At 34.8% G+C, this 26,315-nt stretch carries 19 protein-coding genes and 1 pseudogene; 12 read left to right on the forward strand and 8 right to left on the reverse strand.

The window, feature by feature from the left end; translation table 11 throughout:
* Positions 1–132: 132 nt before the first annotated feature.
* Positions 133–1,479 (forward strand): serine hydrolase domain-containing protein, encoded by a 1,347-nt coding sequence (locus tag QLQ94_RS05985; RefSeq protein WP_271337693.1) that lies wholly within the window; start codon positions 133–135, stop codon positions 1,477–1,479.
* Between the two features lie 107 nt (positions 1,480–1,586).
* On the opposite strand, the gene sufD is transcribed toward QLQ94_RS05985, so the two are convergent.
* The 5 genes from sufD to QLQ94_RS06010 form a co-directional block, all read right to left on the reverse strand.
* Entirely contained in the window at positions 1,587–2,903 is a 1,317-nt protein-coding gene (gene sufD, locus QLQ94_RS05990) for a Fe-S cluster assembly protein SufD (protein WP_271337692.1), read from the reverse strand.
* A 65-nt stretch (positions 2,904–2,968) separates the two neighbouring features.
* Complete coding sequence (sufC, locus tag QLQ94_RS05995) at positions 2,969–3,715, reverse strand: Fe-S cluster assembly ATPase SufC (RefSeq protein WP_132032515.1); 747 nt, start codon at positions 3,713–3,715, stop codon at positions 2,969–2,971.
* 14 nt (positions 3,716–3,729) lie between these two features.
* Positions 3,730–4,218, reverse strand: a complete 489-nt coding sequence (locus QLQ94_RS06000) for a flavodoxin family protein (protein ID WP_271337691.1) — start codon at positions 4,216–4,218, stop codon at positions 3,730–3,732.
* Between the two features lie 7 nt (positions 4,219–4,225).
* On the reverse strand, positions 4,226–5,674 hold the full coding sequence (sufB, locus tag QLQ94_RS06005; protein ID WP_271337690.1) for a Fe-S cluster assembly protein SufB: 1,449 nt from the start codon (positions 5,672–5,674) through the stop codon (positions 4,226–4,228).
* A 61-nt stretch (positions 5,675–5,735) separates the two neighbouring features.
* Positions 5,736–6,065 carry a HesB/IscA family protein gene (locus tag QLQ94_RS06010; protein WP_065451634.1) on the reverse strand — a complete coding sequence of 110 codons (330 nt, stop codon included), beginning with the start codon at positions 6,063–6,065 and terminating at the stop codon, positions 5,736–5,738.
* A gap of 370 nt (positions 6,066–6,435) precedes the next feature.
* Here QLQ94_RS06010 and QLQ94_RS06015 point away from each other — a divergent pair, with 370 nt between their 5' ends.
* The 4 genes from QLQ94_RS06015 to QLQ94_RS06030 all read left to right on the forward strand — a co-directional run bounded on the left by QLQ94_RS06015 (position 6,436) and on the right by QLQ94_RS06030 (position 12,438).
* The gene (locus QLQ94_RS06015) at positions 6,436–7,362 is read left to right on the forward strand and encodes a hypothetical protein (RefSeq protein ID WP_271337689.1); all 927 of its coding nucleotides are present in this window, start codon (positions 6,436–6,438) and stop codon (positions 7,360–7,362) included.
* Positions 7,363–7,572: 210 nt separating this feature from the next.
* The gene (locus QLQ94_RS06020; RefSeq protein WP_482499318.1) at positions 7,573–8,430 is read left to right on the forward strand and encodes an MBL fold metallo-hydrolase; all 858 of its coding nucleotides are present in this window, start codon (positions 7,573–7,575) and stop codon (positions 8,428–8,430) included.
* A 428-nt stretch (positions 8,431–8,858) separates the two neighbouring features.
* On the forward strand, positions 8,859–10,493 hold the full coding sequence (locus tag QLQ94_RS06025; protein WP_482499319.1) for a S8 family peptidase: 1,635 nt from the start codon (positions 8,859–8,861) through the stop codon (positions 10,491–10,493).
* A gap of 64 nt (positions 10,494–10,557) precedes the next feature.
* Positions 10,558–12,438, forward strand: a complete 1,881-nt coding sequence (locus tag QLQ94_RS06030) for a M1 family metallopeptidase (RefSeq protein ID WP_482499946.1) — start codon at positions 10,558–10,560, stop codon at positions 12,436–12,438.
* A 784-nt stretch (positions 12,439–13,222) separates the two neighbouring features.
* Here the strand turns inward: QLQ94_RS06030 and QLQ94_RS06035 are convergent.
* A complete protein-coding gene (locus QLQ94_RS06035; protein ID WP_271338182.1) occupies positions 13,223–14,161 on the reverse strand; it encodes an L-threonine 3-dehydrogenase in 939 nt (312 codons plus the stop codon).
* Positions 14,162–14,503: 342 nt separating this feature from the next.
* Between QLQ94_RS06035 and QLQ94_RS06040 the strand changes: the two genes are divergently transcribed.
* The 7 genes and pseudogenes from QLQ94_RS06040 (at position 14,504) to QLQ94_RS06070 (ending at position 22,568) form a co-directional block, all read left to right on the forward strand.
* Positions 14,504–15,130, forward strand: coding sequence for a hypothetical protein (locus tag QLQ94_RS06040; protein ID WP_271338181.1), 627 nt, complete (start codon positions 14,504–14,506; stop codon positions 15,128–15,130).
* Complete coding sequence (gene mfd / locus QLQ94_RS06045) at positions 15,123–18,488, forward strand: transcription-repair coupling factor (RefSeq protein WP_271338180.1); 3,366 nt, start codon at positions 15,123–15,125, stop codon at positions 18,486–18,488. The genes QLQ94_RS06040 and mfd overlap by 8 nt, the downstream gene beginning before the upstream one ends.
* Before the next feature lie 168 nt (positions 18,489–18,656).
* Entirely contained in the window at positions 18,657–19,211 is a 555-nt protein-coding gene (locus QLQ94_RS06050; RefSeq protein WP_482499320.1) for a DUF5683 domain-containing protein, read from the forward strand.
* A 58-nt stretch (positions 19,212–19,269) separates the two neighbouring features.
* On the forward strand, positions 19,270–20,148 hold the full coding sequence (locus QLQ94_RS06055) for a helix-turn-helix transcriptional regulator (protein WP_427402979.1): 879 nt from the start codon (positions 19,270–19,272) through the stop codon (positions 20,146–20,148).
* A 154-nt stretch (positions 20,149–20,302) separates the two neighbouring features.
* Positions 20,303–21,238: pseudogene (locus QLQ94_RS06060) on the forward strand (aldo/keto reductase).
* Positions 21,239–21,627: 389 nt separating this feature from the next.
* Positions 21,628–22,122 carry an OB-fold protein gene (locus QLQ94_RS06065; RefSeq protein WP_271338184.1) on the forward strand — a complete coding sequence of 165 codons (495 nt, stop codon included), beginning with the start codon at positions 21,628–21,630 and terminating at the stop codon, positions 22,120–22,122.
* Positions 22,119–22,568: an alpha/beta fold hydrolase gene (locus tag QLQ94_RS06070; protein WP_271338183.1), complete on the forward strand. Its 450-nt coding sequence runs from the start codon at positions 22,119–22,121 to the stop codon at positions 22,566–22,568. The genes QLQ94_RS06065 and QLQ94_RS06070 overlap by 4 nt, the downstream gene beginning before the upstream one ends.
* Positions 22,569–22,683: 115 nt before the next feature.
* On the opposite strand, the gene QLQ94_RS06075 is transcribed toward QLQ94_RS06070, so the two are convergent.
* Both QLQ94_RS06075 and QLQ94_RS06080 read right to left on the reverse strand, forming a co-directional pair.
* Positions 22,684–24,861, reverse strand: a complete 2,178-nt coding sequence (locus tag QLQ94_RS06075) for a glycoside hydrolase family 97 protein (protein WP_271338175.1) — start codon at positions 24,859–24,861, stop codon at positions 22,684–22,686.
* 52 nt (positions 24,862–24,913) lie between these two features.
* Positions 24,914–26,296, reverse strand: a complete 1,383-nt coding sequence (locus tag QLQ94_RS06080) for an alpha-amylase family glycosyl hydrolase (protein WP_482499321.1) — start codon at positions 26,294–26,296, stop codon at positions 24,914–24,916.
* Between the last annotated feature and the right edge of the window lie 19 nt (positions 26,297–26,315).

Below are 26,315 nucleotides of genomic sequence, written 5' to 3' on the forward strand. Positions count from 1 at the left end.
TCAACGGCTGATTATTGATTCTATAACATTAATTTAAGATTTGTAAATGATTTGAAATTCAAAATGTGATTTCGATATTAATATCATGATTGTAAATTATTTATATTGCAGTAAAAATAACTGTCAAATACCATGAAGAAAATCCTCAAATTACTTGCGCTTGTTTTACTGATTGTAGTTTTTTATTTTGGATTTACCACTTATCCAAAACTTGAATTGATCTCCGGCTTTTCGGCCAAAAGTATCGCCTCAGGACATTTTTTAGATCACCGATCGAAAGAATTAATTGAGAAAAGTGATAATGATATTCCGTTAATGGAATTAGCAACAAATACAATTGATGAAGCCGGAAAATTTGCAACCTCTTCAGTTTACGGTTTAAAAGAAAGAAAAGCCATTTATCGGGAAGGTTTAGGAGCAACTTTAATAGATGACCATTATGATGTCTCCAAACCATATTTATTACCCCAAAGAGCAAAATACAAAGCTTTACCTTTTCCATACGGGAGTATTGATCCTAAAGACACCTTGTTTTCTAATATCGATTATTCGAAATTAAAGAAAGCAGTTGATGATTCGTTTGATAAAAACGGTCTAAAAGCAAAACGCACACGCGCCGTTGTGGTTTTGTATAAAGATAAATTGATAGCTGAAAAATATGATACAGGTTTTAATAAAGACAGTAAGATTTTAGGGTGGTCGATGACAAAAAGTATTACCAATTCTGCTTTTGGAGTTTTGGCAAAGCAAGGCAAAATTGATATTTATAAACCCGCTCCAATTGCGGAGTGGCAAAATGATGAACGAAAAATTATCACTATAAACGATTTGCTTCATATGAATTCCGGCCTAGAATGGGAAGAGAATTATAGTAAAATTTGCGATGCTACAATAATGCTTTTTCAGTCTGGGGATATGGCAAAAGTGCAACGCGAAAAGCCAGCTCAGTTTAAACCCAACACTCATTGGAATTATTCCTCAGGAACGACCAATTTATTATCCGGAATTCTAAAAAGCCAGTTTAAAACCCAGCAGGAATATCTTGATTTTTGGTACAGTGCCGTAATCGACAAAATAGGAATGAATTCAATGATTGTAGAGCAGGATATGGCAGGAACTTTTGTGGGTTCATCGTATGCCTGGGCAACTGCTAGAGATTGGTCTAAATTTGGATTGTTATATTTACACAAAGGAAATTGGAACGGCGAACAAATTCTTGATGAAAGCTGGGTAAAATATTCTGCAACACCCACTAATACTTCTAAAGGTGCTTATGGAGCGCAATTTTGGTTAAATGCCGGAGGAAAATTTCCCGATGTTCCTCGCGATATGTTTTATTGCAGTGGATATCAGGGACAAATGGTAGCGATTATTCCGTCTCTGGATATGGTAATTGTAAGAATGGGATTGAAAGAAGAGAATCAGGGATTTGATTTTAATGGCTTTTTGAAAGGGATAATTGCTTCTGTTAAAAAATAAAATTTAACCTCAAAGAGCGCAAGGTAAAAAGCGCAAAGTTCGCAAAGTTTAATAATTAAACCTTGCGAACTTTGCGTAAATCTTAGCGAACCTTGCGGTTAAGCTTTCTACAAATCAAATCCTAAATTCACACCTAATTTCGTAGCGATGATTTTAGTAATTCTTTGTTTCAGTTCAGGTATTTTAATGCTTTCGATAACAGCATTTGAGAATGCGTACATCAACAAAGCTTTAGCTTCTTTTTTCGGGATTCCACGAGATTGCATGTAGAACATTGCAGTTTCGTCAAGTTGTCCTACAGTACAACCGTGAGAACATTTTACGTCATCTGCAAAAATTTCTAATTGTGGTTTTGCATTGATAGTTGCTTTATCGCTCAATAAAATATTATTGCTTTTTTGGAAAGCATTTGTTTTTTGAGCTTCTTTTTCTACCAATACTTTTCCGTTGAAAACTCCTGTTGAGCGATCAGAGAAAATTCCTTTATAATCCTGGAAACTTTCGCAATTTGGCGTTGCGTGGTTGACCAAAGTATAATGATCTACGTGTTGTTTTTCGCCAATAATAGTGATTCCGTTTAGTGTACTTGTCAATCTTTCACCAAAATGATAAAAGTTCAAATTGTTACGGGTCAGATTTCCTCCAAACGAAAAAGTATGCACGTAAACGTGACTTTCCTGTTGTTGCGAAACGTAAGTGTTGTCGATTAAATTCGCCTCGATATTATCGTTTTGAATTTTGTAGTGATCTACAATAGCACGTTTTTGAGCAAAAATCTCAGTAACCGAATTGGTTAAAACCGGATTTTCATTCAAACTCTGATGACGCTCGATAATCTGAACATGAGAATTCTCTCCAACAATAATCAGATTTCTAGGCTGAACCAATAACGCAGCTTCATTACCTGTAGAGAAATACATGATTTCAATTGGCTTATCAGCGACTTTCTTTTGAGGAATATTGATAAAAGCTCCTTCACTTGCAAAAGCAGTATTCAACGAAGTCAAACTTTCGTCTTTGCTGGCAATTTGGTTGAAGTATTTGTCAATAACCATTTTATATTTTGGTTTGGTCAATGCCGATGACATCAAACAAACGTCGATTCCGTCATGTGTTGTAGAAGACAAATGTGAGCTAAAAACACCATCGATAAACACTAATTTATAAGTGTCGATTTCATGTAAAAAGTATTTTTTTACCTGATTAAATTCGATTGCATTTTCTTCTTTTGGAAAAACCGTAAAGTCATTTTTTAAGATGGCGTTTAGCGATGTATATTTCCAAGCTTCTTCTTTTTTGGTTGGGAAACCTTTATTTTCAAAGTTTTTTAGTGCTTTGGTGCGAATATCATGTAAATCTGAATGTACATCGATACGCTCTTCAAAAGCCATAAAAGACGATACTAATTTTTCTTTTAAATCCATTTCTGTAGTTATGAGTTATGAGTTATAAGTTATGAGTTTTGTAAACTGTAAACTGTAACTGTAAACTAGTTTTCTGCTTTAATCCAGTCGTATCCTTTTTCTTCCAGTTCGTAAGCCAGTTCTTTTCCGCCTGATTTTACGATTCTTCCGTTGTAAAGAACGTGAACGAAATCCGGAACGATATAATCTAACAAACGTTGGTAGTGCGTGATCACGATAATTGCGTTTTTCTCGCTTTTTAATTTGTTTACTCCGTTAGCAACGATTCTTAAAGCATCGATGTCAAGACCAGAATCGGTTTCGTCAAGGATCGCTAATTTTGGTTCTAACATTGCCATTTGGAATATCTCGTTTCTTTTTTTCTCACCACCAGAAAAACCTTCGTTTAAAGAACGTGATAAAAATTTACGGTCGATTTCTAATAATTCAGATTTCTCACGAATTACTTTTAGCATTTCATTCGCTGGCATTTCGGCTTGACCGTTTGCTTTACGAGTTTCGTTGATAGCAGTTTTCATAAAGTTAGTAACGCTAACTCCAGGAATTTCTACAGGATATTGAAAAGAAAGGAAAACTCCTTTGTGTGCTCTTTCTTCCGGAGCTAAATCAGCAAGATCTTCTCCGTCAAGGAAAACAGCTCCATCAGTAACTTCGTAATTTTCGTTTCCGGCAATTACAGCCGAAAGTGTACTTTTTCCAGAACCGTTTGGTCCCATGATAGCGTGTACTTCGCCAGCTTTAACTTCTATATTAATTCCTTTAAGGATTTCTTTATCACCAATTGAGGCGTGAAGGTTTTTTATTGATAACATTGTTTTCTTTTATTTTATATAAATGTCAATTCTATTTTTGTTGTCTGGTTTAGGATGTTGGCATTAAAATGCGCGTGTCCTAAATATTCCATGCCTAAATAATCGGCTGATTTTTTGAACGGAATGTAAAAACTATCTTCGATTTCATTATCGTGTGAATTTGAGATCACACCAATTTTTTTTCCTCTAAGTTTTCGTCCGGTTTCTTTTTCAATTCGGATTAAATCCGAAAAGCGATCAAAGAAAACCTTCATAATACCGCTCATATTGTACCAATATATTGGCGTCGCAAAAATTAAAGTGTCGTACTTTTCGATGATTCCTTTTATTAAAGGGAAAAAATCGTCTTCTCTGTTTTTGCTTTCGTAATCATAATAAGAAATGTTATAATCACTCAAATCAATTATGTCTATTCCGTGTTCTTTAGAAATCTCGTCTACAATTTTTGTTGTATTTCCGTTTTTTCTGGATGAACCTAAAATGATTACTTTCTTACCTTCCATTGTGCAATTAACCTACAGATCCTTCTAAAGAAATCTCTAATAATTTTTGAGCTTCAACAGCAAATTCCATTGGTAATTTGTTCAATACATCTTTACTGAAACCGTTTACAATTAAGGCAATCGCTTTTTCAGTTGGGATACCTCTTTGGTTACAATAAAAAACCTGATCTTCTCCAATTTTACTTGTAGTTGCTTCGTGTTCTATTTTAGCCGATGGATTTTTACTTTCGATATAAGGGAAAGTATGCGCTCCGCAATTGTTTCCCATTAAAAGAGAATCACATTGCGAAAAGTTTCTTGCATTATCAGCTCTGGGGCTAATTTGCACTAATCCACGGTAACTGTTTTGAGATTTACCGGCAGAGATACCTTTAGAAATAATAGTCGATTTAGTATTTTTACCTAAATGGATCATTTTAGTTCCCGTATCTGCTTGTTGGTAATTATTGGTAACGGCGATTGAATAAAATTCTCCTACCGAGTTGTCTCCTTTTAAGATACATGAAGGATATTTCCAGGTTACAGCAGAACCAGTTTCTACTTGTGTCCATGAAATTTTAGCGTTTGTCTCGCATAAACCTCTTTTGGTTACGAAATTATAAACCCCACCTTTTCCTTCTTTGTTTCCTGGAAACCAGTTTTGAACAGTAGAATATTTAATTTCGGCATCATCCAAAGCGATCAATTCAACAACAGCGGCGTGCAATTGATTTTCGTCACGACTTGGAGCTGTACAACCTTCAAGGTATGAAACATAACTTCCTGCATCAGCAATAACAAGAGTTCTTTCGAATTGTCCTGTTCCTGCCTGATTGATTCTGAAATAAGTTGAAAGTTCCATTGGGCAACGAACGCCTTTTGGAATATAACAGAAACTTCCGTCAGAGAAAACCGCTGAGTTTAATGCTGCATAGAAGTTGTCTTTTTGAGGTACAACGCTTCCTAAATATTTACGAACTAATTCAGGATGCTCTTTTATAGCTTCTGAAATTGGACAGAAAATAATTCCTTTTTCTCCTAATGTTTTTTTGAAAGTAGTAGCCACAGAAACAGAATCGACAACAATATCCATAGCGACATTGTTCATCATTTTTTGTTCATCGACAGAGATACCTAACTTTTTGTACATTTCAAGAAGTTCCGGATCCACATCATCCAAAGTTTTGTTTGGATCTACTTGTTTTGGAGCTGAATAGTAAGATATTGCCTGAAAGTCAGGTTTTACATAATGAACATTTGCCCATTCTGGTTCGATCATTTCTTTCCAGGCACGAAAAGCCTCGATTCGCCAGTCAGTCATCCATTGTGGTTCTTCTTTTTTAAGAGAAATAGCTCTTACAATATCTTCGTTTAAGCCAATAGGAAACGTCTCCGATTCAATATCAGTATAAAATCCGTATTCGTATTCTTTAGTTTCGAGTTCGATTTTTAAATCGTCTTCAGTATATTTTGACATTTTTTAGTTTTTTAAAACGCTTAAAATTTTAAGCGTTTAAATTTTTGCTTTAGACTTTAATTTATAACGAGAATGATTCTCCGCAACCACAAGTTCTGCTTGCATTTGGATTGTTGAATACAAAACCTTTTCCGTTTAATCCGCCAGAAAATTCAAGTATTGTTCCGGCTAAATATAGAAATGATTTTTTTTCAACTGCAATTGTTATGTCGTTGTCTACAAATATTTTATCGTCGTCGCCTTTGGCTTTGTCAAATTTTAAATCATATGACAAACCAGAGCATCCGCCACTTTTCACGCCTACTCTTACGTAGTCATGTGCAGCATCAAAACCATCATCTTTCATCAAGTCGATGATTTTCTTTTTGGCTGTATCAGAAACTTTTATCATTGTTTATGGTATTTGTTTTTGCTTTCATTTGAAATCACATTTAAAATAGTAATTAAATTATTACATTTTAAAGTGCTGTCTTTCAATGTTCAAATGAAATTATCTGCAAAGATACGACTTAAAAACCTTTTTCCATAACGCTTCACATTATTATAACAAATGTTAAAATAGATAATAGTTATATTGATAAATCAATTATCATTGTTTTTGTGGTTTATTTGTTTATTAGTGTTTTTACATCAAAATTTAAAAACCTACTAGTTTTGTAGGATTTGCTTATCAAGTCTTGTTTTTTAGGGCTAAAAAAGCGTATTTATACGGGTTGCAAGCAATTTTTTATCACTACTTTTGCAGAAAATTGTCAGTAATTATGAAAAAACAATACAAAAATAAGTGGGTAAAAGCACTTTTAGCAGTGTTATTTGTTTTTGGATTAGGTGCTACATTCTTTATTTTTAGTAGAGAGTCAAATGAAATTGAGGAAAAAACTAAGGAGGTAACAATAGATCAGAAATTTAATGATTCAAATGATGAATCACTTTCTCAGAAAAATATTTTAGATTCCCTAGTCACTTTAAAAGTGGCTTATGACGCTGCAATTCTTGAGAAAACTTCATTATCCCAACAGTTAGAACTTGAAAAGAAAAATATTGAAAACCTGATGGAAATCATCAAGGCTTCAAAAAATCCTTCTGTTGCACAAATTAAGGTGTATAGAAAACAACTTTCTGATATGAAAATCGCATTGGAAACTAAGGTTGTTGAAGTTAAAAAATTAAAATCTCAAAATAAAAATTTGCTTAGCGAAATTGAAAGTCAGAATGTTGTGATGTACAAACAAAAGACTGAAAATGATACCTTGGTTTCTAAACAAAAAAAACTGGAATCGACTTTAAAAGATGCCTCAAAGCTAGTTCCTGGCAATTTTAACGTAATAGCACTTCGGGAGAAAAAATCCGGACAAGAGTTAGAAACGGAAAAGGCGAAAAATACTAAAAAGCTTAAAATGAGCTTTTCTATAAACGGAAATACTGTTGCCAAGACAGGAAAAAGAGTTTTTTATATTCAGGTTTTAGATCAGAAAAATAAAGTTTTAGGCGAGAACAAACTGATCGAATTTGGAAACAATAAAGCTTTGGTCTATAGTTTTATAGTTGCTGTTGACTTTCAGGGAAAAGCAACGAATGTTTATGGGGTTTTAAATGCTGATGAAAATGCATTTCAAAAAGGAACTTATTTTGTCAATTTCTTCGACAAACAAGAAATAATGGGAAGTACTGCGATTACGCTGGAATAATATAACGAAAATTTAGCCTGCGGATTTTACGGATTTACGCTGAGTTTTTCTTTTACCAAAGCTTTGAACATGCGTTTAAGCCAAAAAAAATCTGCGTAAATCCGTAAAATCAGTTTAATCTGTGGGCAATTTCAGAAACATTATTACAGAATTTCTAGTATTAGGAGATTGTATTTCCTAGCTTTGTTTCAATATTAGAAATTAATTCTCATGAAACTTTACCCAATAGAATCCGGAAATTTTAAGTTAGATGGCGGCGCAATGTTTGGCGTTGTACCCAAAACAATCTGGAACAAAACCAATCCTGCAGATGCCAATAATTTAATTGATATTGCTGCGCGTTGCTTGCTTATTGAAGACGGAAACCGATTGATTTTGATTGATACCGGAATGGGAGATAAACAATCTGAAAAGTTTTTTGGCTATTACTCGCTTTGGGGATCACATTCGATCGATACATCATTATCAAAATATGGTTTTCAGCGAGATGATATTACCGATGTTTTTATGACGCATTTGCATTTTGACCATTGTGGAGGAAGCGTTCAGTGGAATTCAGATAAAACTTTTTATGAACCGGCTTTTAAAAATGCTAAGTTTTGGACGAATGAAAATCATTGGGAATGGGCAACAAAACCAAATCTTCGTGAAAAAGCGTCTTTTTTATCAGAGAATATTTTACCGATGCAGGAAAGCGGACAATTGAATTTTATAAAACGTCCCGAATCTGATTTTGGCTTTTCTGAAGAAATGAATTTTGGAATTTACTATGTCGATGGCCATACCGAAAAGCAGATGATCCCGCACATTCAATATCAGGATAAAACTATCATTTTTTGTGCAGATTTGTTGGCCACAGCGGGACATATTCTTTTACCATATGTTATGGGTTACGATACAAGACCTTTGTTGACAATGCCTGAGAAATCAAAATTTTTGAATGAAGCAGCAGACAATAATTATTATTTATTTTTAGAGCATGATGCGCACAATCAAATTATAACGGTTGAACATACAGAAAAAGGTGTCCGGTTAAAAGACGTTTTTACTTGTGAAGAGATTCTTTAAAACAAAATTTAAATCATAAAAAAAAATCCCATTTTCAGTATGTCGAAAATGGGATTTTTTAGTTTAACAAATTATAATCCTAAAATTTTAGTTGGTTTTGAATTTCCAAATCTGACCAATTGTTTCTCCGTCTTTGTTGTCCTTGCAACCTGCAATCTTATACGTCGTGCAAGTGTACAAATTAGAATCGAAATTTCTTTACGTGAAAACGTAAAGAGCACGCCTTTTTTAACATATTTTGCCTTGTAATCAATCAGGTAAGAAATTTACCTTTAAATTAAATAAAATTTTTGTTTTTAAAGTTTAGAATAAAATTTTAGCCCCCTTTTATACCAAGGTAAAAATCATAACACAGTGTTAATCGTTAGTTTTATGTAACAAAAAATCATAATTTAGACCCATATTTTAACTTTATTAAAAATAGATACATGAGTTCTATAAAATTAAATACTTTATCTGCCTTTGCATTACTTGTACTAGCAGGTTGCAGTGCTACTTTGCAAGCACAGGTTGATACTTCAAAAGAAATGATTACTGCTCCTTTATCAGTAGTTAAAAAAGGACCGCTTAGCGAAAATGAATTAAAAAGATGGAGCCATCTTGATTTAATCAAAGATTCAATTCCGGGAATGAGTGTTGACAGGGCTTACGCCGAATTATTGCAAGGAAAAAAAGGCGTAAAAGTAATTGTAGGTATAGTAGATTCTGGTGTAGATATTGAGCATCCGGACTTACAAGGTATGATCTGGAGAAATCCTAAAGAAATTCCGGGTAACGGAATCGATGATGATAAAAACGGTTTTATTGATGATGTTCACGGATGGAATTTTCTTGGAGATGCCGTTCACGAAAATCTTGAAATGACCCGTATTGTTAAAAAAGGAGATGATGGATCAGCTGAATACAAAGCGGCTCTGGAGCAATACGAAGAAAAAACGAAGAAAGTTATAGAAGATAAGGAACAAGTCGACTTCTTAATAGATGTACATAACACTATTAAAAAGGAGTTAAATAAAACAACTTATAACTTAGAAGATTTAAGCAAAGTTTCGTCAGTAGATCCAAAAGTAGCGAGAGCTAAAATGGTTATGACCCAAATTTTGACTAATGCAGGACCAACTTTTGATCCTGAAGCAGAATTAGAAGATTACAGAGAATCTGTTTACGATCAATTCAATTATAATTTGAATAAGGATTATGACGGAAGAAAAATCGTAGGAGATAATCCTGAAGATATCAAAGACAAATATTATGGTAATAATGTTGTTTTTGGACCGGATAAAGAAAAAGCACTGCACGGAACTCACGTTGCCGGAATTATTGCGCAAATTCGTGGTAATGATTTAGGAGGTGACGGTGTTACGAATAATGTCGAAATATTAACTGTGAGAGCAGTTCCTGATGGAGATGAGTATGATAAAGATATCGCTTTGGCTATTCGTTATGCAGTTGATAACGGAGCAAAAGTAATTAACGGAAGTTTCGGGAAAAGTTTTTCTCCACACAAAAAGTGGGTGTATGATGCGATAAAATATGCGGCTAAAAAAGATGTTCTAATTGTGCACGCAGCAGGAAATGACGGATATGATATCGATAAAAAAGAAAACGTTAATTACCCAAATGATTCTGAAGATAATATCAAAGAATTTGCTAATAACGTGATTACAATTGGCGCAATCAATAATAAATACGGAGAAAATGTTGTAGCGCCGTTTTCAAACTTCGGTAAAATAAATGTTGACGTTTTTGCACCGGGTGAAGAGATTTATGCAACGGTTCCAAATAATAAATACAAGTATTTGCAAGGAACGTCAATGGCGTCTCCAAATGCAGCAGGAGTTGCAGCATTGATTCGTTCTTATTATCCAAAACTAAAAGCAGCTCAGGTTAAGCAAATTTTGATGGATTCCGGCGTGGCACTTCCTTCTATGGTAATTTTAGGAGAAAATCCAGATCCAACTCAAAAACCTGTAGCGGTTTCTTCAAAAGAGTCATCAAGAACAGGCAAAATGGTCAATGCTTATAATGCTTTATTAATGGCAGAAAAGATGTCAAAGAAATAAAAAATAACATACAGTACTAATCCAATGGAAGAGTGGCAACTCTTCCATTTTTATTAAAACGATGATGCGAAAAATTTTACTACTATCCTTTTTGAGTCTGGGTTTAAGCCCGGCATTTGCACAAAACGCTCCATATTGGCAACAACACGTTGATTATAAAATGGAAGTTTCCATGGATGTAAAAAACTACCAATACAAAGGAAAACAAGAATTGGTATATACCAATAATTCTCCGGATACTTTAAAAAAGGTATTTTATCATTTATTTCTAAATGCTTTTCAACCGGGGAGCGAAATGGATGCACGTTTGCATACTATAAAAGATCCTGACGGAAGAATGGTAACCAAAGTAAAAGGTGCTGATGGAAAAGAGGTAAAACAAAGCCGAATTGAAACGTTAAAACCTAACGAAATTGGGTTCTTGAAAATTACCAATTTAAAACAAGATGGTGTAACGGCTCAAACCAGAGTTTCAGGAACAATAATGGAAGTGACTGTGGCAAAACCAATTTTACCAAATTCAAAAACTACTTTTACCCTAGATTTTGATGGTCAGGTTCCGGTTCAGATTCGTCGTACAGGACGTAACAACTCAGAAGGAGTCGAATTATCAATGTCGCAATGGTATCCTAAATTAGCCGAATTTGATTTTGAAGGCTGGCATGCAGATCCTTACATCGGAAGAGAATTTCACGGTGTTTGGGGGAATTTTGATGTAAAAATCACAATTGACAAAGATTACACTATAGGTGGTTCAGGATATTTGCAAGACAAGAATGAAATAGGACACGGGTATCAGGATGCAGGTGTAACAGTTACGTATCCAAAGAAAACAAAAACATTGACGTGGCATTTTATTGCACCGGATGTTCATGATTTTACCTGGGCGACAGACAAAGAATATACACATGATATTGTAAAAGGACCAAACGATGTCGATTTGCATTTCTTCTACAAAAACAATCCAAAGACAACTGAAAATTGGAAACAATTAGAGCCTTTAATGGTAAAAGTTATGGATTATTACAATAATAGAGTAGGGGCTTATCCATACAAACAATACTCCTTTATTCAAGGTGGAGATGGCGGAATGGAATATGCAATGTGTACTTTGATGCTAGGAAACGGAACGCTTCAGGGAATTCTGGGAACAGCAACACATGAATTAGGACACTCGTGGTTTCAGCATATTTTAGCTTCAAATGAGTCAAAACACCCTTGGATGGATGAAGGTTTTACAACGTATATTGAAGACAGTGCTTTGAATGAACTAAAAGGAGATAAAAAAGAAGTGAATCCTTTTAAAGGAAATTATGCTGCTTATTATCAATTAGTCAATTCCGGAAAAGAGCAGCCGCAAGGAACTCATGGTGACCGTTATGATGAAAACAGACCATACAGTATTTCGGCCTATGTTAAAGGAAGTATCTTTTTATCGCAATTAGAATATGTAATTGGAAAAGAGAATGTAGATGCTACCCTAAAAAGATATTTCAATGATTTTAAGTTCAAACATCCAACACCAAACGATATCAAAAGAACAGCCGAAAGAGTTTCAGGAGCTGAGCTGGACTGGTATTTAATTGATTGGACTGAAACTACAAACACAATTGATTATGGTATCAAAGATGTGGCTGATAATGCAGGAAAAACTACTGTAAGTTTAGAAAGAATAGGCAGAATGCCAATGCCAATAGATTTAACAGTTGAATATACTGATGGAACTTCAGAGAGTTTTTATATTCCTTTAAGAATGATGAATTTCATTAAGCCAAATCCAAACCCTAATGTCAAAAGAACAGTTTTGGAGGATTGGGCGTGGGCGCAGTCGAACTACAGTTTTACAATAGACAAAAATAAAACAGCAATCAAAAAGATTACCATAGATCCAAGCGGATTAATGGCGGATGTAAAAGCTGCAAATAATGTTTATGAAGTGAAGTGAAGTAAGGAATTATAATTATTTTTTTAATAAAGCCAAAGCCGGATGTTATTCTTGCTTTGGCTTTATTGTTGTGTGCCCAGCATGGGCGATAACTCTAGGGTGTAAGTCCCGAACACGCCTTTACAGTGGGAAGTGTTAGCTGAATGCAAGGGTGTCCATCGCGAGGTGGAATCTGAAGGAAGCAGTAGGCAAACTCTTGACCTGACGAACAGAAACTATATAAAAGGCCAAAGATGTTGGATAAGGTTGCAACACAAACTGAAGTCCAAAACTGTACGGAAACATCATGGTAAATATAGCAGGTATATGAGAGGAAAGTTGTCGTTCTTACCTGGGGAGGTCTTATAGACATAGGGGGAGTTTTTTTTTTAAGAAAAGCACTTATGGATAACAATTGCTATAAGAAGTCAGCAGAGGTCATAGTAGGTACTGTAAATGAGTACCGAAGGACTGAACTTAATTAAGTGAGTAGTAAATGAATGTTACCTATGAAGGCACGAATGCAGAAAATATCAAGTAATTTGATAACTACCTTGGGAAGGATAGGACGGAATCCGACAGCTACCAAGGAGTGCAGACCTTTATTGGGATAACTGAAAATAACCTCACGGAAGTACTTTAGGTTAGGTATCTATCTTAAAATGTATCGTAAATTAAGAGCTGCCTTGGTACGGATCCGTATGCCGGGTGGTGTGGGAGGTCGCCTAGGGAATTAATTCCTAGGCTCCTATCCGATTAAAATTTCTGATCTGCAAAAAGTTCTTTATGAAAAGCTAAGATTAATTTATCCTAAATGTTCCAGCATATCTTTTGTCATCGATTCAAGATCAAAAGTATGTTTCCAGTCCCAATCTTGTCTTGCTTCAGTATCGTCGATACTTGCCGGCCAGCTGTCAGCAATTTTCTGACGGAAATCAGGCCCGTAAGTAATGGTGAATTCAGGAATATGTTTTTTGATTTCATTAGCAATTTCAGTCGGTGTGAAGCTCATTGCTGCTAAATTGTATGAAGAATGTATTTTGATTTTTTCAATCGGAGCTTGCATGATACTAATAGTTGCATCAATTGCATCATCCATATACATCATTGGCATTTTAGTTTCAGACGATAAAAAGCACTCGTATTTTTTATCAGCAATAGCTTTATAGAAAATATCAACCGCATAATCAGTAGTTCCGCCACCAGGAGGCGTAGACCAGCTAATTAAACCAGGATAACGAATACTTCGAACATCAACACCATAAATATTATGATAGTATTCGCACCATCTTTCTCCCGCTTGTTTACTAATTCCGTAAACTGTAGATGGCTCCATAATCGTATATTGAGGTGTATTTTCTTTAGGAGTTGTAGGTCCAAAAACAGCAATACTCGAAGGCCAGAATATCTTCTTTACCTTTTTTGCTTTCGCTAAATTCAAAACGTGGAATAATGAATTCATATTCAAATCCCAGGCAAATGCAGGGTTTTTCTCGGCTGTAGCCGATAAAAGTGCCGCCATCAAATAAATGTCAGTAATTTTATGTACTTCGACAAGATGCTCAATTTGGTTAAAATCTAAAGCATTGACCACCTCAAACGGACCTGAATTAACAACGTCAGTATTTAATTTTCGGATGTCAGAAGCAATTACATTGTCTGTTCCGTATAGTTTGCGCAGTTTTTGAGTCAGTTCTGTCCCAATCTGACCGCAAGCGCCAATGATCAATATTTTTGGATTCATTTGTGATGTTTTTTTAGAGATGCAAATATAACGTTTTCGCAAATATTTTTACTTTTCGTAACAACAAATTATAAATTTAACAACGATAAAGATTCTTTTTTGGATTATTCTCTGTTGAGCTGTTGGGTTATTTTACCGCAAAGCACGTAAAGTTTTTTTAATATGCTGGTTTAGTAAAAACGCAAAGTTCGCAAAGCTTTATGTAAAACTTTGCGAACTTTGCGAACTTTGCGGTTAAATTTTTCACCCAAAAAAACGACCATGATTTATAAAATCTTTAGCAAAAAACAGAATTCGTAATTGTAAATTTACTTTGTAACTTTGTAGCTTAATGTTTTACAAATGAAATATAAAATATCTCTTTTTCTGCTTTTTGTTTTTGTATTGAATTCATGTCAAAATGAAGATGAAAAACGCCGTGCTGAAAATGAAAAAGAAGCCAAAAAAAAGGAAGTTATTTTTAATACTATCAATAAAGGCTGGGAGTTTATTGATGAGCCTATTAATGAAATTTCAGAACAAAAGGTAAGTTCATGGAATGAATGGCGCGAATTCCTGAAAGAAATCGCAGATAAACCAAGAAAAACAATAGGAGCGTTCCAAAAAAAATCGGCAGTTATTTCGAAAAAAGCACTCGCTTTAAACGATAATATTCCTGCAGAGTTTAACGTTCCAGCAATAAAAAGCCGAATTTCTGTTTTGATAACTAAAGTTAAAATGATGGATTTGTTTATTCATTTAAATCAAATTCCAGCTGAAAAAGTAACCTTTTTAGTTGGAGAAATCAATAAAGAATTAGTCTCTCTGGAAAGACAAATGGATAATATCATTGTGAAAAGTAAAATTCCGAAAGAACAAGGAGAAGAAGATTTCTTGAAAATGTTAGATACAACACGTGCGATTCCGAATGCAACCGCAGTTCCGATTCAGGCACAAAACACAGATAATAAATTACCGAAAGTTGAGTAAAAACGCCTTATATACCATGTATGATAATCTGCCAAAAAATCAGCAGATTGCCACACAATTACTAGAGCAAAGTCAAATAAAAATGCATCTTAACGGATTGTTAGGATCTGCAGTTTCATTTGTGATTCGTGCTGTTTTCAAAAAAACAGAGTTGCCTTTTTTGGTTGTTTTAGACAATAAAGAAGAAGCAGCGTATTACCTGAATGATCTTGAACAAATGATTGGCGAGCAAGATGTCTTGTTTTATCCTGCTTCATTTCGACGTCCTTATCAGGTTGATGAAACAGATAATGCTAATGTTTTACTCCGTGCTGAGGTTTTAAACCGAATTAACTCCAGAAAAAAACCAGCGATAATTGTTACTTATCCCGAAGCCCTTTTCGAGAAAGTAGTAACAAGGCAGCAACTTGATAAAAATACTTTGAAAGTCGCTTTGAACGATAAAATTTCAATTGATTTTATCAATGAGGTTTTATTCGAATACGAATTCAAAAGAGTTGATTTTATCACAGAACCGGGCGAATTTTCGGTTCGTGGAGGTATTGTCGATGTGTTTTCATTTTCGAACGATCATCCTTATAGAATTGAGTTTTTTGGTAACGAAGTAGACAGTATCAGAAGTTTTGATGTCGAGACGCAATTATCTGTAGAAACACATAAAAAAATTACCATTATCCCGAATGTCGAGAACAAGATATTTCAGGAAAACCGCGAAAGTTTCTTAGATTATATTGCTGAGAAAACGGTAGTTTTTATTCAGAATACAGATGGGCTTTTTAGTCAGTTAGACAAGCAATTTGCAAGAGCCGAAGAAGATTTTGAGAAATTATCCAAAGAAATAAAACACGCAGAACCGGAACAATTATTTTTAAATCAGGCTTCGTTTATCAAGCGCGCCTTAGATTTTTCGGTAGTGGAATTGGCTTCAAAACCAATTTTTAAAACCACAAAAACATTCGAATTTCACATTCAGCCACAACCATCCTTCAATAAACAATTTGATTTATTACTGAATAATTTGAGCGAGAATCATTTTAATGGATATAAAAACTATTTGTTCTGTTCGAATGAAACGCAGGCAAAACGTTTTCATGATATTTTCGAAAGCTTAGACGAAGCCAATTCAGAGAATATCAGAAAGCAATATCATACGATTGTATTGCCTCTGTACCAGGGTTTTATTGACGAAGAAAATCAAATTACCGCTTATACGGATCACCAGATTTTTGAGCGTTATCATAAATTCAATATCAAGAACGGGTATTCTAAAAAGCAGAATATTACGCTTAAAGAATTAACGTCACTTTCTGTTGGTGATTATGTAACCCACATCGATCACGGAATTGGGAAGTTTGGCGGATTGCAGAAAATTCAGGTCGAAGGAAAAACGCAGGAAGCCATAAAATTGGTTTATGCTGATAATGATATTGTGTATGTAAGTATTCACTCGCTGCATAAAATCTCCAAGTACAACGGAAAAGACGGAACGCCGCCTAAAATATATAAGTTAGGGTCGAACGCCTGGAAAATTTTAAAGCAAAAAACCAAAGCGCGTGTCAAACATATTGCATTCAACCTGATTCAGTTGTATGCAAAACGTCGATTAGAAAAAGGTTTTCAGTTTGCACCGGACAGTTATTTGCAAAACGAATTAGAAAGTTCGTTTATCTATGAGGATACTCCGGATCAAACCAAATCGACGCAAGAAGTAAAAGCCGACATGGAAAGTGATCGCCCAATGGATCGTTTGGTTTGTGGTGATGTAGGTTTCGGAAAAACTGAGGTTGCCATTCGTGCTGCTTTTAAAGCCGTTGACAATAGCAAACAAGTTGCAATTCTGGTTCCAACTACTATTTTGGCCTATCAGCATTATAGAACTTTTACAGAACGATTAAAAGATATGCCGGTTTCAATTGGCTATTTAAACAGATTTAGAACTGCGAAACAAAAAGCACAAACCTTAAAAGATTTAGCCGAAGGAAAACTTGATATTGTAATTGGAACACATCAATTAGTCAATAAAAATGTAGTTTTCAAAGACCTTGGTTTATTAATTGTCGATGAGGAACAAAAGTTTGGTGTAAACGTAAAAGATAAGCTAAAAACTATTGCAGCAAATGTCGATACGTTGACATTAACGGCAACACCAATCCCGAGAACGCTTCAGTTTTCGTTAATGGCGGCGAGAGATTTATCAGTTATTACAACACCTCCGCCAAATCGTTATCCTATAGAAACAAATGTTGTTGGGTTTAATGAAGAAATTATTCGTGATGCAATTTCGTATGAAATTCAGCGTAACGGACAAGTTTTCTTTATCAATAACCGAATCGAAAATATAAAAGAAGTTGCCGGAATGATTCAGCGTTTGGTACCAAATGCAAGAGTCGGAATTGGTCACGGACAAATGGAAGGCGCCAAACTCGAGGAATTGATGTTGGGCTTTATGAACGGAGATTTTGATGTTTTGGTAGCGACGACAATTATCGAAAGCGGATTGGATGTACCAAATGCCAACACGATTTTTATCAATAATGCCAACAATTTCGGATTATCAGATCTGCATCAAATGCGTGGTCGTGTAGGTCGTAGCAATAAAAAAGCATTCTGTTATTTCATCTGTCCGCCTTATTCATCAATGACTGAAGACGCCAGAAAACGTATTCAGGCATTAGAGCAATTCAGTGAGTTAGGAAGCGGTTTCAACATTGCCATGAAAGATCTTGAAATTCGTGGTGCAGGAGATTTATTAGGAGGCGAACAAAGCGGTTTCATCAACGAAATTGGTTTTGATACCTACCAAAAAATCATGAACGAAGCCATTGAAGAATTAAAAGAAAACGAATTCAAAGATTTATATCCGGCAGAGAATGATATTGAGACGAAAGAATACGTAAAAGATTTACAAATCGATACTGATTTTGAGCTCTTATTTTCTGATGAATATATCAATAATGTTACCGAGCGTTTGAGTTTGTATAACGAGTTGGGTGGCGTAAAAAATGAAGAAGAACTGGTTATCTTTCAAAATAAATTAATTGACCGTTTCGGTCCAATGCCTCCGCGTGCCAATGCGTTGATGAATAGTATTCGCATCAAATGGATTGCGACGAACATAGGAATTGAGAAATTGGTGATGAAAAAAGGTAAAATGATTGGTTACTTTGTTTCGGATCAACAATCTGATTATTATCAATCGTCTAAGTTTAGAAAAGTGTTGCTATTTGTACAAAAATATACCTCGCTTTGCACAATGAAAGAAAAACAAACGCCAAATGGTTTACGACTTCTTTTGACTTTTGATAATGTAAAATCGACCAAACGAGCTTTGGAATTGATGGAAATGTTGGGAGAATAAAAAAGTTTGCCACGAATTTGCGAATTTTCACAAATTTTAATTCGTGCTCATTCCTGGAATTCGTGGCAAAAAACGAATCTAAATCTTAAGTTTTATTTATCCTTTATTTAAGAAAATACTTAGAATTAAAAAGTTTTCTTTGGTCAAAATTTTAAACCAAAATTTTCCATGCAATATCAATTTATTCTTGTGTTTTTGTTTTTTGGATTAACCACAATTTTTGCTCAGGAAAAGAAGCAAATCGTTTTAAATGATACGCTGAAATCAGAAGAAATCGATCCTTTGCGACCTGCAAAAGCAGCATTTTATTCGGCTATTTTTCCGGGTTTAGGACAGATTTATAATAAAAAATACTGGAAACTTCCTTTGGTATATGGAGCAATCGGAACCAGTACTTATTTTTATATCGACAGTCAAAAAAACTACAATACTTATAGAAACGAATACAAAAACAGGCTAGCAGGAAACTCAAGTGGTTCTGAATATTTGAAGAACTTAAGCGAAAGTCAGTTAATTTCTGCTCAAAAGCAATTTCAAAGAAATAGAGATTTATCCGCTTTATTTATTGTTGGTTTTTATGTTCTCAATATTATTGATGCCAATATTGATGCAGCTTTGTCTCAATTTAATGTTAGTGAGAAATTGGCCTTTAAGCCTTCTGTTAATTTCAAGAATGAAAATATGCAATCTGGTTTTGGATTTGCTTGTACCTACACTTTTTAGAAGTTTACTTTTGTAACTTTAGAATCAGTTTTAGTATTCTTTCTAAAGCAAAACGATAATGAAGGAAATCAAAAAAATTGGTATAGTTGATATTACTGAAAAATTCGGTCTGGACTTAGAGTTCAAAGATTTTCTTTTTAAACCTCAGGAAATTACACCCAATCGTCATTTTGAACCACATCGTTCTGAAATGTACAGCCTTGGCCTTGTTTTAAAAGGAGAAGCTGAATTCATTGTTGGATTGGAACCCTATCAGCTTAAAGCTCCTTCTATAGTTATGGTGGCGCCTGATGAAGTAAGGAATTGGATTCTGAATAAAGGCGCAATTGAAACAAAGAGTCTTTTTTTTACAGAAGATTTTGTGGTTTCAGGATTGATTGACACTTTGTTTTTAAAGAAATTTTCTTTCTACAAAAGAAACGGACAACATGCTATTGCTTTAAATCCGGAAGATTTGGCCATTATTCAATCCTTACTACATCAAATTGAGCAAAAGAAAAACTCTGATTTATCTAATAAATTAGAAAGTATTCAGGCCCTATTGAGAGCTTTACTCCTGGAAATTGAAGGGTTATACGACATAAAAACCAGAAACGAACATAACACCTATTCAAGATCTTTCTATCTAACGGAAAAGTTTAAAGAATTATTGTCTGAGAATTTTACCCGGCATCGTGAAGTTCATTTCTACGCAGAAAAACTTTTTGTAACACCCAAACATCTTTCTCAAGTTGTAAAAGAGGAAACCGGAAAAACTGTAAGTGAGTTGATTAACGAAATTGTTTGTCTTGAAGCCAAAGTTTTACTGCAAGCAAAAGCATTAAACATTTCAGAGATTTCACTATATTTAAACTTTGCTACAGCCACATTTTTCGGCAAGTTTTTTAAGCGTAATACGGGAACGAGCCCTTTGGAATACCGAAAAGGATTGTCTTAATAAAAATACGACATTTAGAACATTTTATCGGCTATTCAGACCTTCTCTAGCTTTGTTGTGCACAATATCTTTGTTTTATTAAATTAATTTAAATCGAAGTATTATGAAAATGAGAAAATTAGGAATAAACGGACCCGAAGTTTCCCCTATATCTATGGGATCAAGATTAATAATTGATGATCCGGCATCATTAGAAGCTGCAAAAAAACAAACAATCCAAACACTACAATACGGAATTGACTCCGGAATAAACTTTCTAAATACCGCCGACTTTTACGGAATGGGTATAAGCGAACTTATTATTGGCGAAGCTATAAAAGGACGAAGAGACAAAACTTTTATAAGTGTTAAAACCGGGGCGCTAAGAGATCATAAAGGACATTTTCTGGGATTGGACGGAAGACCAAACGCGATCAAAAACTTCTGTGCCTATTCCTTAACCTGATTGGGAGTTGACGAAATAGACCTGCTTCAGCCTTCACGAATCGATCCTGATGTGCCTATCGAAGAAACGGTTGGTGCCATAAAAGATTTAATTGACGAAGGAAAGGTTCGTTATTTAGGACTTTCAGAAGCAAATGCTGAACAACTAATTCGTGCGAATAAAGTATATTCCGTTTCTGCTTTAGAAATTGAATATTCGTTAGCGACCAGATTTATAGAAAAAGAAATTTTGCCAACTGCAAGAGAATTAGGCGTGAGTATAGTTCCTTATTCTGTTTTGAACTATGGTTTGCTTAGCGGAAATTTAGAATTTCCATTGCCTAAAGGAGATTACAGAAATATGCTTCCGAGATTTCAGGAAGAAAACCGCGCTCATAACCTGCAATTGATCGAATTTTTGAAAGATATGGCAGGTCAGAAGAACGTTTCTGCAAGTCAGCTTGCTTTAGCCTGGGCGTTGCATCAGGGAGAAGATATTATTCCAATTGTGGGAATGAGTAAACCTCAACGTGTAGATGAAAATATAGCAGCTCTTTGTATCGAATTCTCTCCGGAAGAAATGAATTTATTAAATACAACATTTGCTATCGATGCCATGAAAGGAGATCGTTATCCGGCTGCACTTCAAAAAATGGTCGCTTCTTAAAATATCCAAGATTTTCGATTTTTTTAATTGAAAGTCTTGCTTCAATTAAGAAAACTCGTTCATAATAATTAATAATACAATCATAGTATCAGATTAATAAATGTCTTATTACGATAGTTCAGGAACTTTATATGTCTTATCTTGATAAACAGCGATATACAGATGGCGTAACTTTACGGTACTAAAGATTTTTAACGCATTTAGTTTGTCATCACTCTCGACAAAAAAATCAGTTTTACAGGAGGAATTAATAGGGATACACACATTTATTTCTTTACTACATGAACAGGAAAAAAGGTATATATAGAATTCTTTCAATTATCACATTACTGTTGGTTTTTGGACTCCTTCAGGCTAAAAAATTAAATATTAGGGACACTCAATAAATTATTCCTGTAAAGGAATTACACGACGCTTTTATCAATGATAGAAGTAAAGCCGAAAAATTATATAAAAATAAAATAGTAACCATCAAAGGTGTTGTCGTGTATGTTGGTCCGGACATTTATGCGCTGCCGTCAATAGAATTGTCAGACAAGAAAGACGGAGTTACAATGAAGCTTTGTGTACTGCCTGTTTCAGATTATTTAAAATTACGCAAGTATTCTAAAGGACAAACACTTGTCATTACAGGAGAGGCCCGTGACCTTTACAAAGAAAGTATTTTGGTTGTAAAGGAATGTAAAATAGTTGAGGAGAAATCTATCAAAAAGCTTACTTCAAATGAATCCTATGATATAAAGGATCCAAGTCCGGAAAGTGAGCAATTAGAAAAAAGACTTTTTCTGGCAGGAGTAAAAAGCACCACGTTTGCTCAGACCGTGAAAAATGACAAGGCGAAGCAGCAAAACCAACACCAGAACTTTATGATAAGTATGATATAGGTTTAGAAGTTGTAAATGGACGAAATGTATGGACCATAGCACCAAAAAAAACAATAAACAAATATTTCTTCTTCATACACGGAGGAGCCTATGTTTCAAGTTATTTTCCGGAACACTGGGTGTTTTTCGGTAAATTGATTGAAAGGACGGGGAGAACAGTTGTAATCCCTGATTATCCTTTGGCACCCGAACATCAATTTGAAGAAACAACTGAAATGGTATATACTGCACTGGTTAATTTAATTAATCGGGTTGGAGCAGAGAATGTTACTTTAATAGGCGATTCTGCCGGCGGAGGAATGGCTTTTGCATTGTCACAAAAATTAAGAGATGACAAAGGAGTACAACCTTCTCAAATTATACTTTTATCTCCGTTGTTGGATATGACTAAATCTAATCCTGAAATATTGAAGGTTGATAAATACGACCCTATTCTAAGAAGATAAAGAGAAAATTGGGCATTTGAATGTAGAGAAATTATTGAATTTATAACTGGTAAAACATAAAAATGGCACATGATTTTTTTCATGCGCCATTTTGTATTTGGGTTCAGAGAAAATTTTATAATTTCTTCAATCCTTTTAACTCTGCAGCATTTCCTTCTTTAATACTGATTGCAACACCACCACCCGGTGCTAAATATTGTTTTAAAATTGTTTTTGAGGTTACAACAACTTTAGTCACCGTATATTTTTGCGGATTTTCGTTCCAGTTAGCATCTTTCGTGTCAGCGTAAATAGTAGCTATGAATTTTTTTTCGGCAGGTAAATAATCAAAAGTAATATTGGCAGTTCTGGCGTTTTCGTCGGTGATTCCTCCAATAAACCATTCGTTTTTTCCTTTTGCTTTACGGGCAATCGTGATGTAATCTCCTGGTTCTGCTTCAAGAATATAACTGTTGTCCCAATCTACCGCAACATCTTTTATGAATTGAAAAGCATCTGGAAAACGCTCATAATTTCCAGGAATATCAGCCGCCATTTGCAACGGACTGTACATTGTAACATAATAAGCCAATTGTTTTGCCAGAGTGGTATTGACACGTTGTGTACTTCCGGTTCCGTAGTACGAAAGATCTGTTTGAAAAATCCCCGGAGTATAATCCATTGGGCCACCCATTAATCTTGTAAATGGTAGAATTGTCGTATGATCCGGTGCTAATCCTCCCATAGATTCAAACTCAGTTCCGCGAGCAGATTCCTGTGCAATCCAGTTCGGGAAAGTTCTGTTTAAACCAGTTGGTCGAACCGCTTCGTGGCTGTTAATCATGATCTTATAATCGGCAGCACGTTTGGCTACGTTGATGTAATGATTCACCATCCACTGTCCGTCATGATGTTCGCCACGCGGAATAATTTTACCTACATAACCAGTTTTTACAGCATCATAACCGTTGTCATTCATAAATTGAAAAGCACGATCTAATCGACGCTCATAATTTGTTGCCGATCCTGACGTTTCATGGTGCATGATAATTTTCACCCCTTTTGATGCGGCATATTCATGAACTGCTTTTACATCAAAATCAGGATAAGCGGTTACGTAATCAAAAACTTCTTCTTTCCAGTTGTTGATCCAGTCTTCCCAACCAATGTTCCAACCTTCGATAAGGATGGCATCGAAACCATTTTTAGAAGCAAAATCAATATATTCTTTTGCTCTTTCTGTTGTGGCTCCGTGTTTTCCGTTTGGCGTTAGTTTAGTAAAATCATCTGTCAGTTTTACGTTAGTTTCTTTTCCAAAAGCCCAGGTACTTTTTCCGGCCACAAAATATTCCCACCAAATCCCGATGTACTTTACGGGTTTAATCCACGAAACATCTTTATAACTTGTAGGTTCGTTGAGGTTCAGAATTAATTTTGAAGCCAAAATTTCTGTCGCTTTATCACTTACAACAATGGTTCTCCAGGGCGATTGTGCATCTGTTTGCATATATCCTTTTGCACCCACGGCATCAGGCGCTAAATGACTGCGCATTTTATAATTTACAGCATCAACTTCAAGATACATTGCCGGATAATTGATCAATCCTGCTTCATGAATATTGATATACAAACCATCGTCAGATTTCATCATTGATGGAGTTTGCACCGCTAATTCCTTAATAGGCCATTGCGAATTGATTTCGATAGTAGCTTTTTTCATCAACGAAGGAACTTCAGAAATTTTCGAAGTGGTATAGGCATATTCATTGGTATCATAATCTCCCGGAATCCAGAAAATTTTATGATTTCCGGCCAGATTAAATTCAGTACGTTCCTCTTTAATAACAAAATAATTTAAATCATTTTGTTTCGGAAATTCATATCTAAAACCCAATCCGTCGTTGAATAATCGGAAACGAATTCGAATATACCTGTTGTTGTTTTTGGCTTGAGCCAAAGTGACAACCAATTCGTTGTAATTGTTTCTAATAGTTTTTTCTTCACCTAGAACAGGATTCCATGAATCATCAACAGAAGATTGTGCTGTATTTGTAACGGTAAAACCATCCAAAAACGAAGGTAAATTTTGAAGTTCTAAACCTAAAGAACTTGGTTTTATAACTGCTTTTTGTTTGTATGATAATTGGTAAGACGGAACTCCGCCTTCTTTTAATTCAAATTTTAAAGAAAGATTTTTATTAGGTGAAGTTATCTCCTGAGCCTGAACCCATGCGGCATTGACACAAATAAAAAGAAGTAACGCTAATTTTTTGCTTCGGATGTGAAGCAATGATTTTTGGGATTGAAAATTCATGTTATTTTAGTTTTTTGCAAATCTAATATTGTTTTTTAAAGTTGCGTGGGTATTAATTTTTCAATACTAAATATTGAAAAGGAAGTAATGTGATTTCGTTGCCAATAGTAACAGAAGTTCCTGTAAAAGCATCCTTCCATGTTGCTTTTAGGGCAGGGGAAACAAGATATTTTACAGAAGTATTGGTTAAATTAGAAAGAACAAAAACTTTTTCTGAATCTTTTACCATTGTAAAAGCGCTTACGGCATCACTGCTGTATCCGGTAAAAGTTCCTGTTTTTATAGCGTTACTGGTATTTCTAAAAGCGATAATTTTTTTGTATTCGGCTAACATAGATGCATCTGCGGCAGACCAGTCGATTGGAGTTTTGGCAAAATAATTAAGCCTTTTGTCATACCCAACTTCTTGTCCGTTGTAAATCATTGGAACAGATTTCATGTATGCTGCAACAACAAAAGTGGCAACAGATCCTTTTTTACCTCCAAAAAGTTCAAGAGGAGTTCCGTCTGAAAGGTTTACGTCATGATTGCTGGTGTATCTTACAACTTTGTTTTCAGGATTGTAATTGTTGGCATATTCTGTAGCATTAGAATCCTGAATTGTTGTAGCAGGTTTACCTTCTTTAAAAACTTTTTCTAAAGTGCTGAAAAAATTAAATCCAAAAGTATAATCAAAACCAGAAGCAAAGTGATTTACTTTAGATCCTTCAGCCAACATCAATATGGTTTGATTTTTTTTGATACTTCTTAATTTCGTAATCGCATCTGACCAAAAGGTTTGCGGAACAAAGTCAGCATAGTCACATCTAAAGCCGTCTATGTTGGCATTGTAAACCCAATATTCCATAGCATCGATCATCGCGTTTTTCATTTCGGTATTATTGAAATCCAATTGCGCTACATCATTATAACTTGTTCCCGGCGGAATAATGATATTTCCTTTATCGTCTTGTTGGTACCAATTTTTATGTTGTGTAATCCAGGCATTGTCCCATGCGGTATGATTGGCAACCCAGTCCAGTACTACAGCCATATTTTTTTTATGCGCTTCTTCGACCAAAGTCTGAAGATCTTGTAAAGTTCCAAAATCGGGATTTACAGCTTTATAATCCTGCACGGCATAAGGTGAGCCTAATTCTCCTGAAGCTTTTACTTTTCCAACAGGATAAATAGGCATTAAATAAATAACATTGGCACCCAATTCCTGAATTTGAGTAAGCCTGTCCTGAACACCTTTTAAGTTTCCGGCGGCACTAAAAGCACGAATGTTGACCTGATAAATTATGGCATCTTCTTTTTTTGGCATTTTTTCGAATGCTGTTCCATACTGTGTATAAGGAGAAGCCGGAATTGAATCGTTATTATCCGATGAACTACACGAAACAAATGCTAGTGCAAGTATTAAAGTGTAGATGATATTTATATTTGATTTCATATTTTTTTATTTTATTTTT

The sequence above is a fragment of the Flavobacterium sp. B114r genome, from assembly GCF_056824125.1.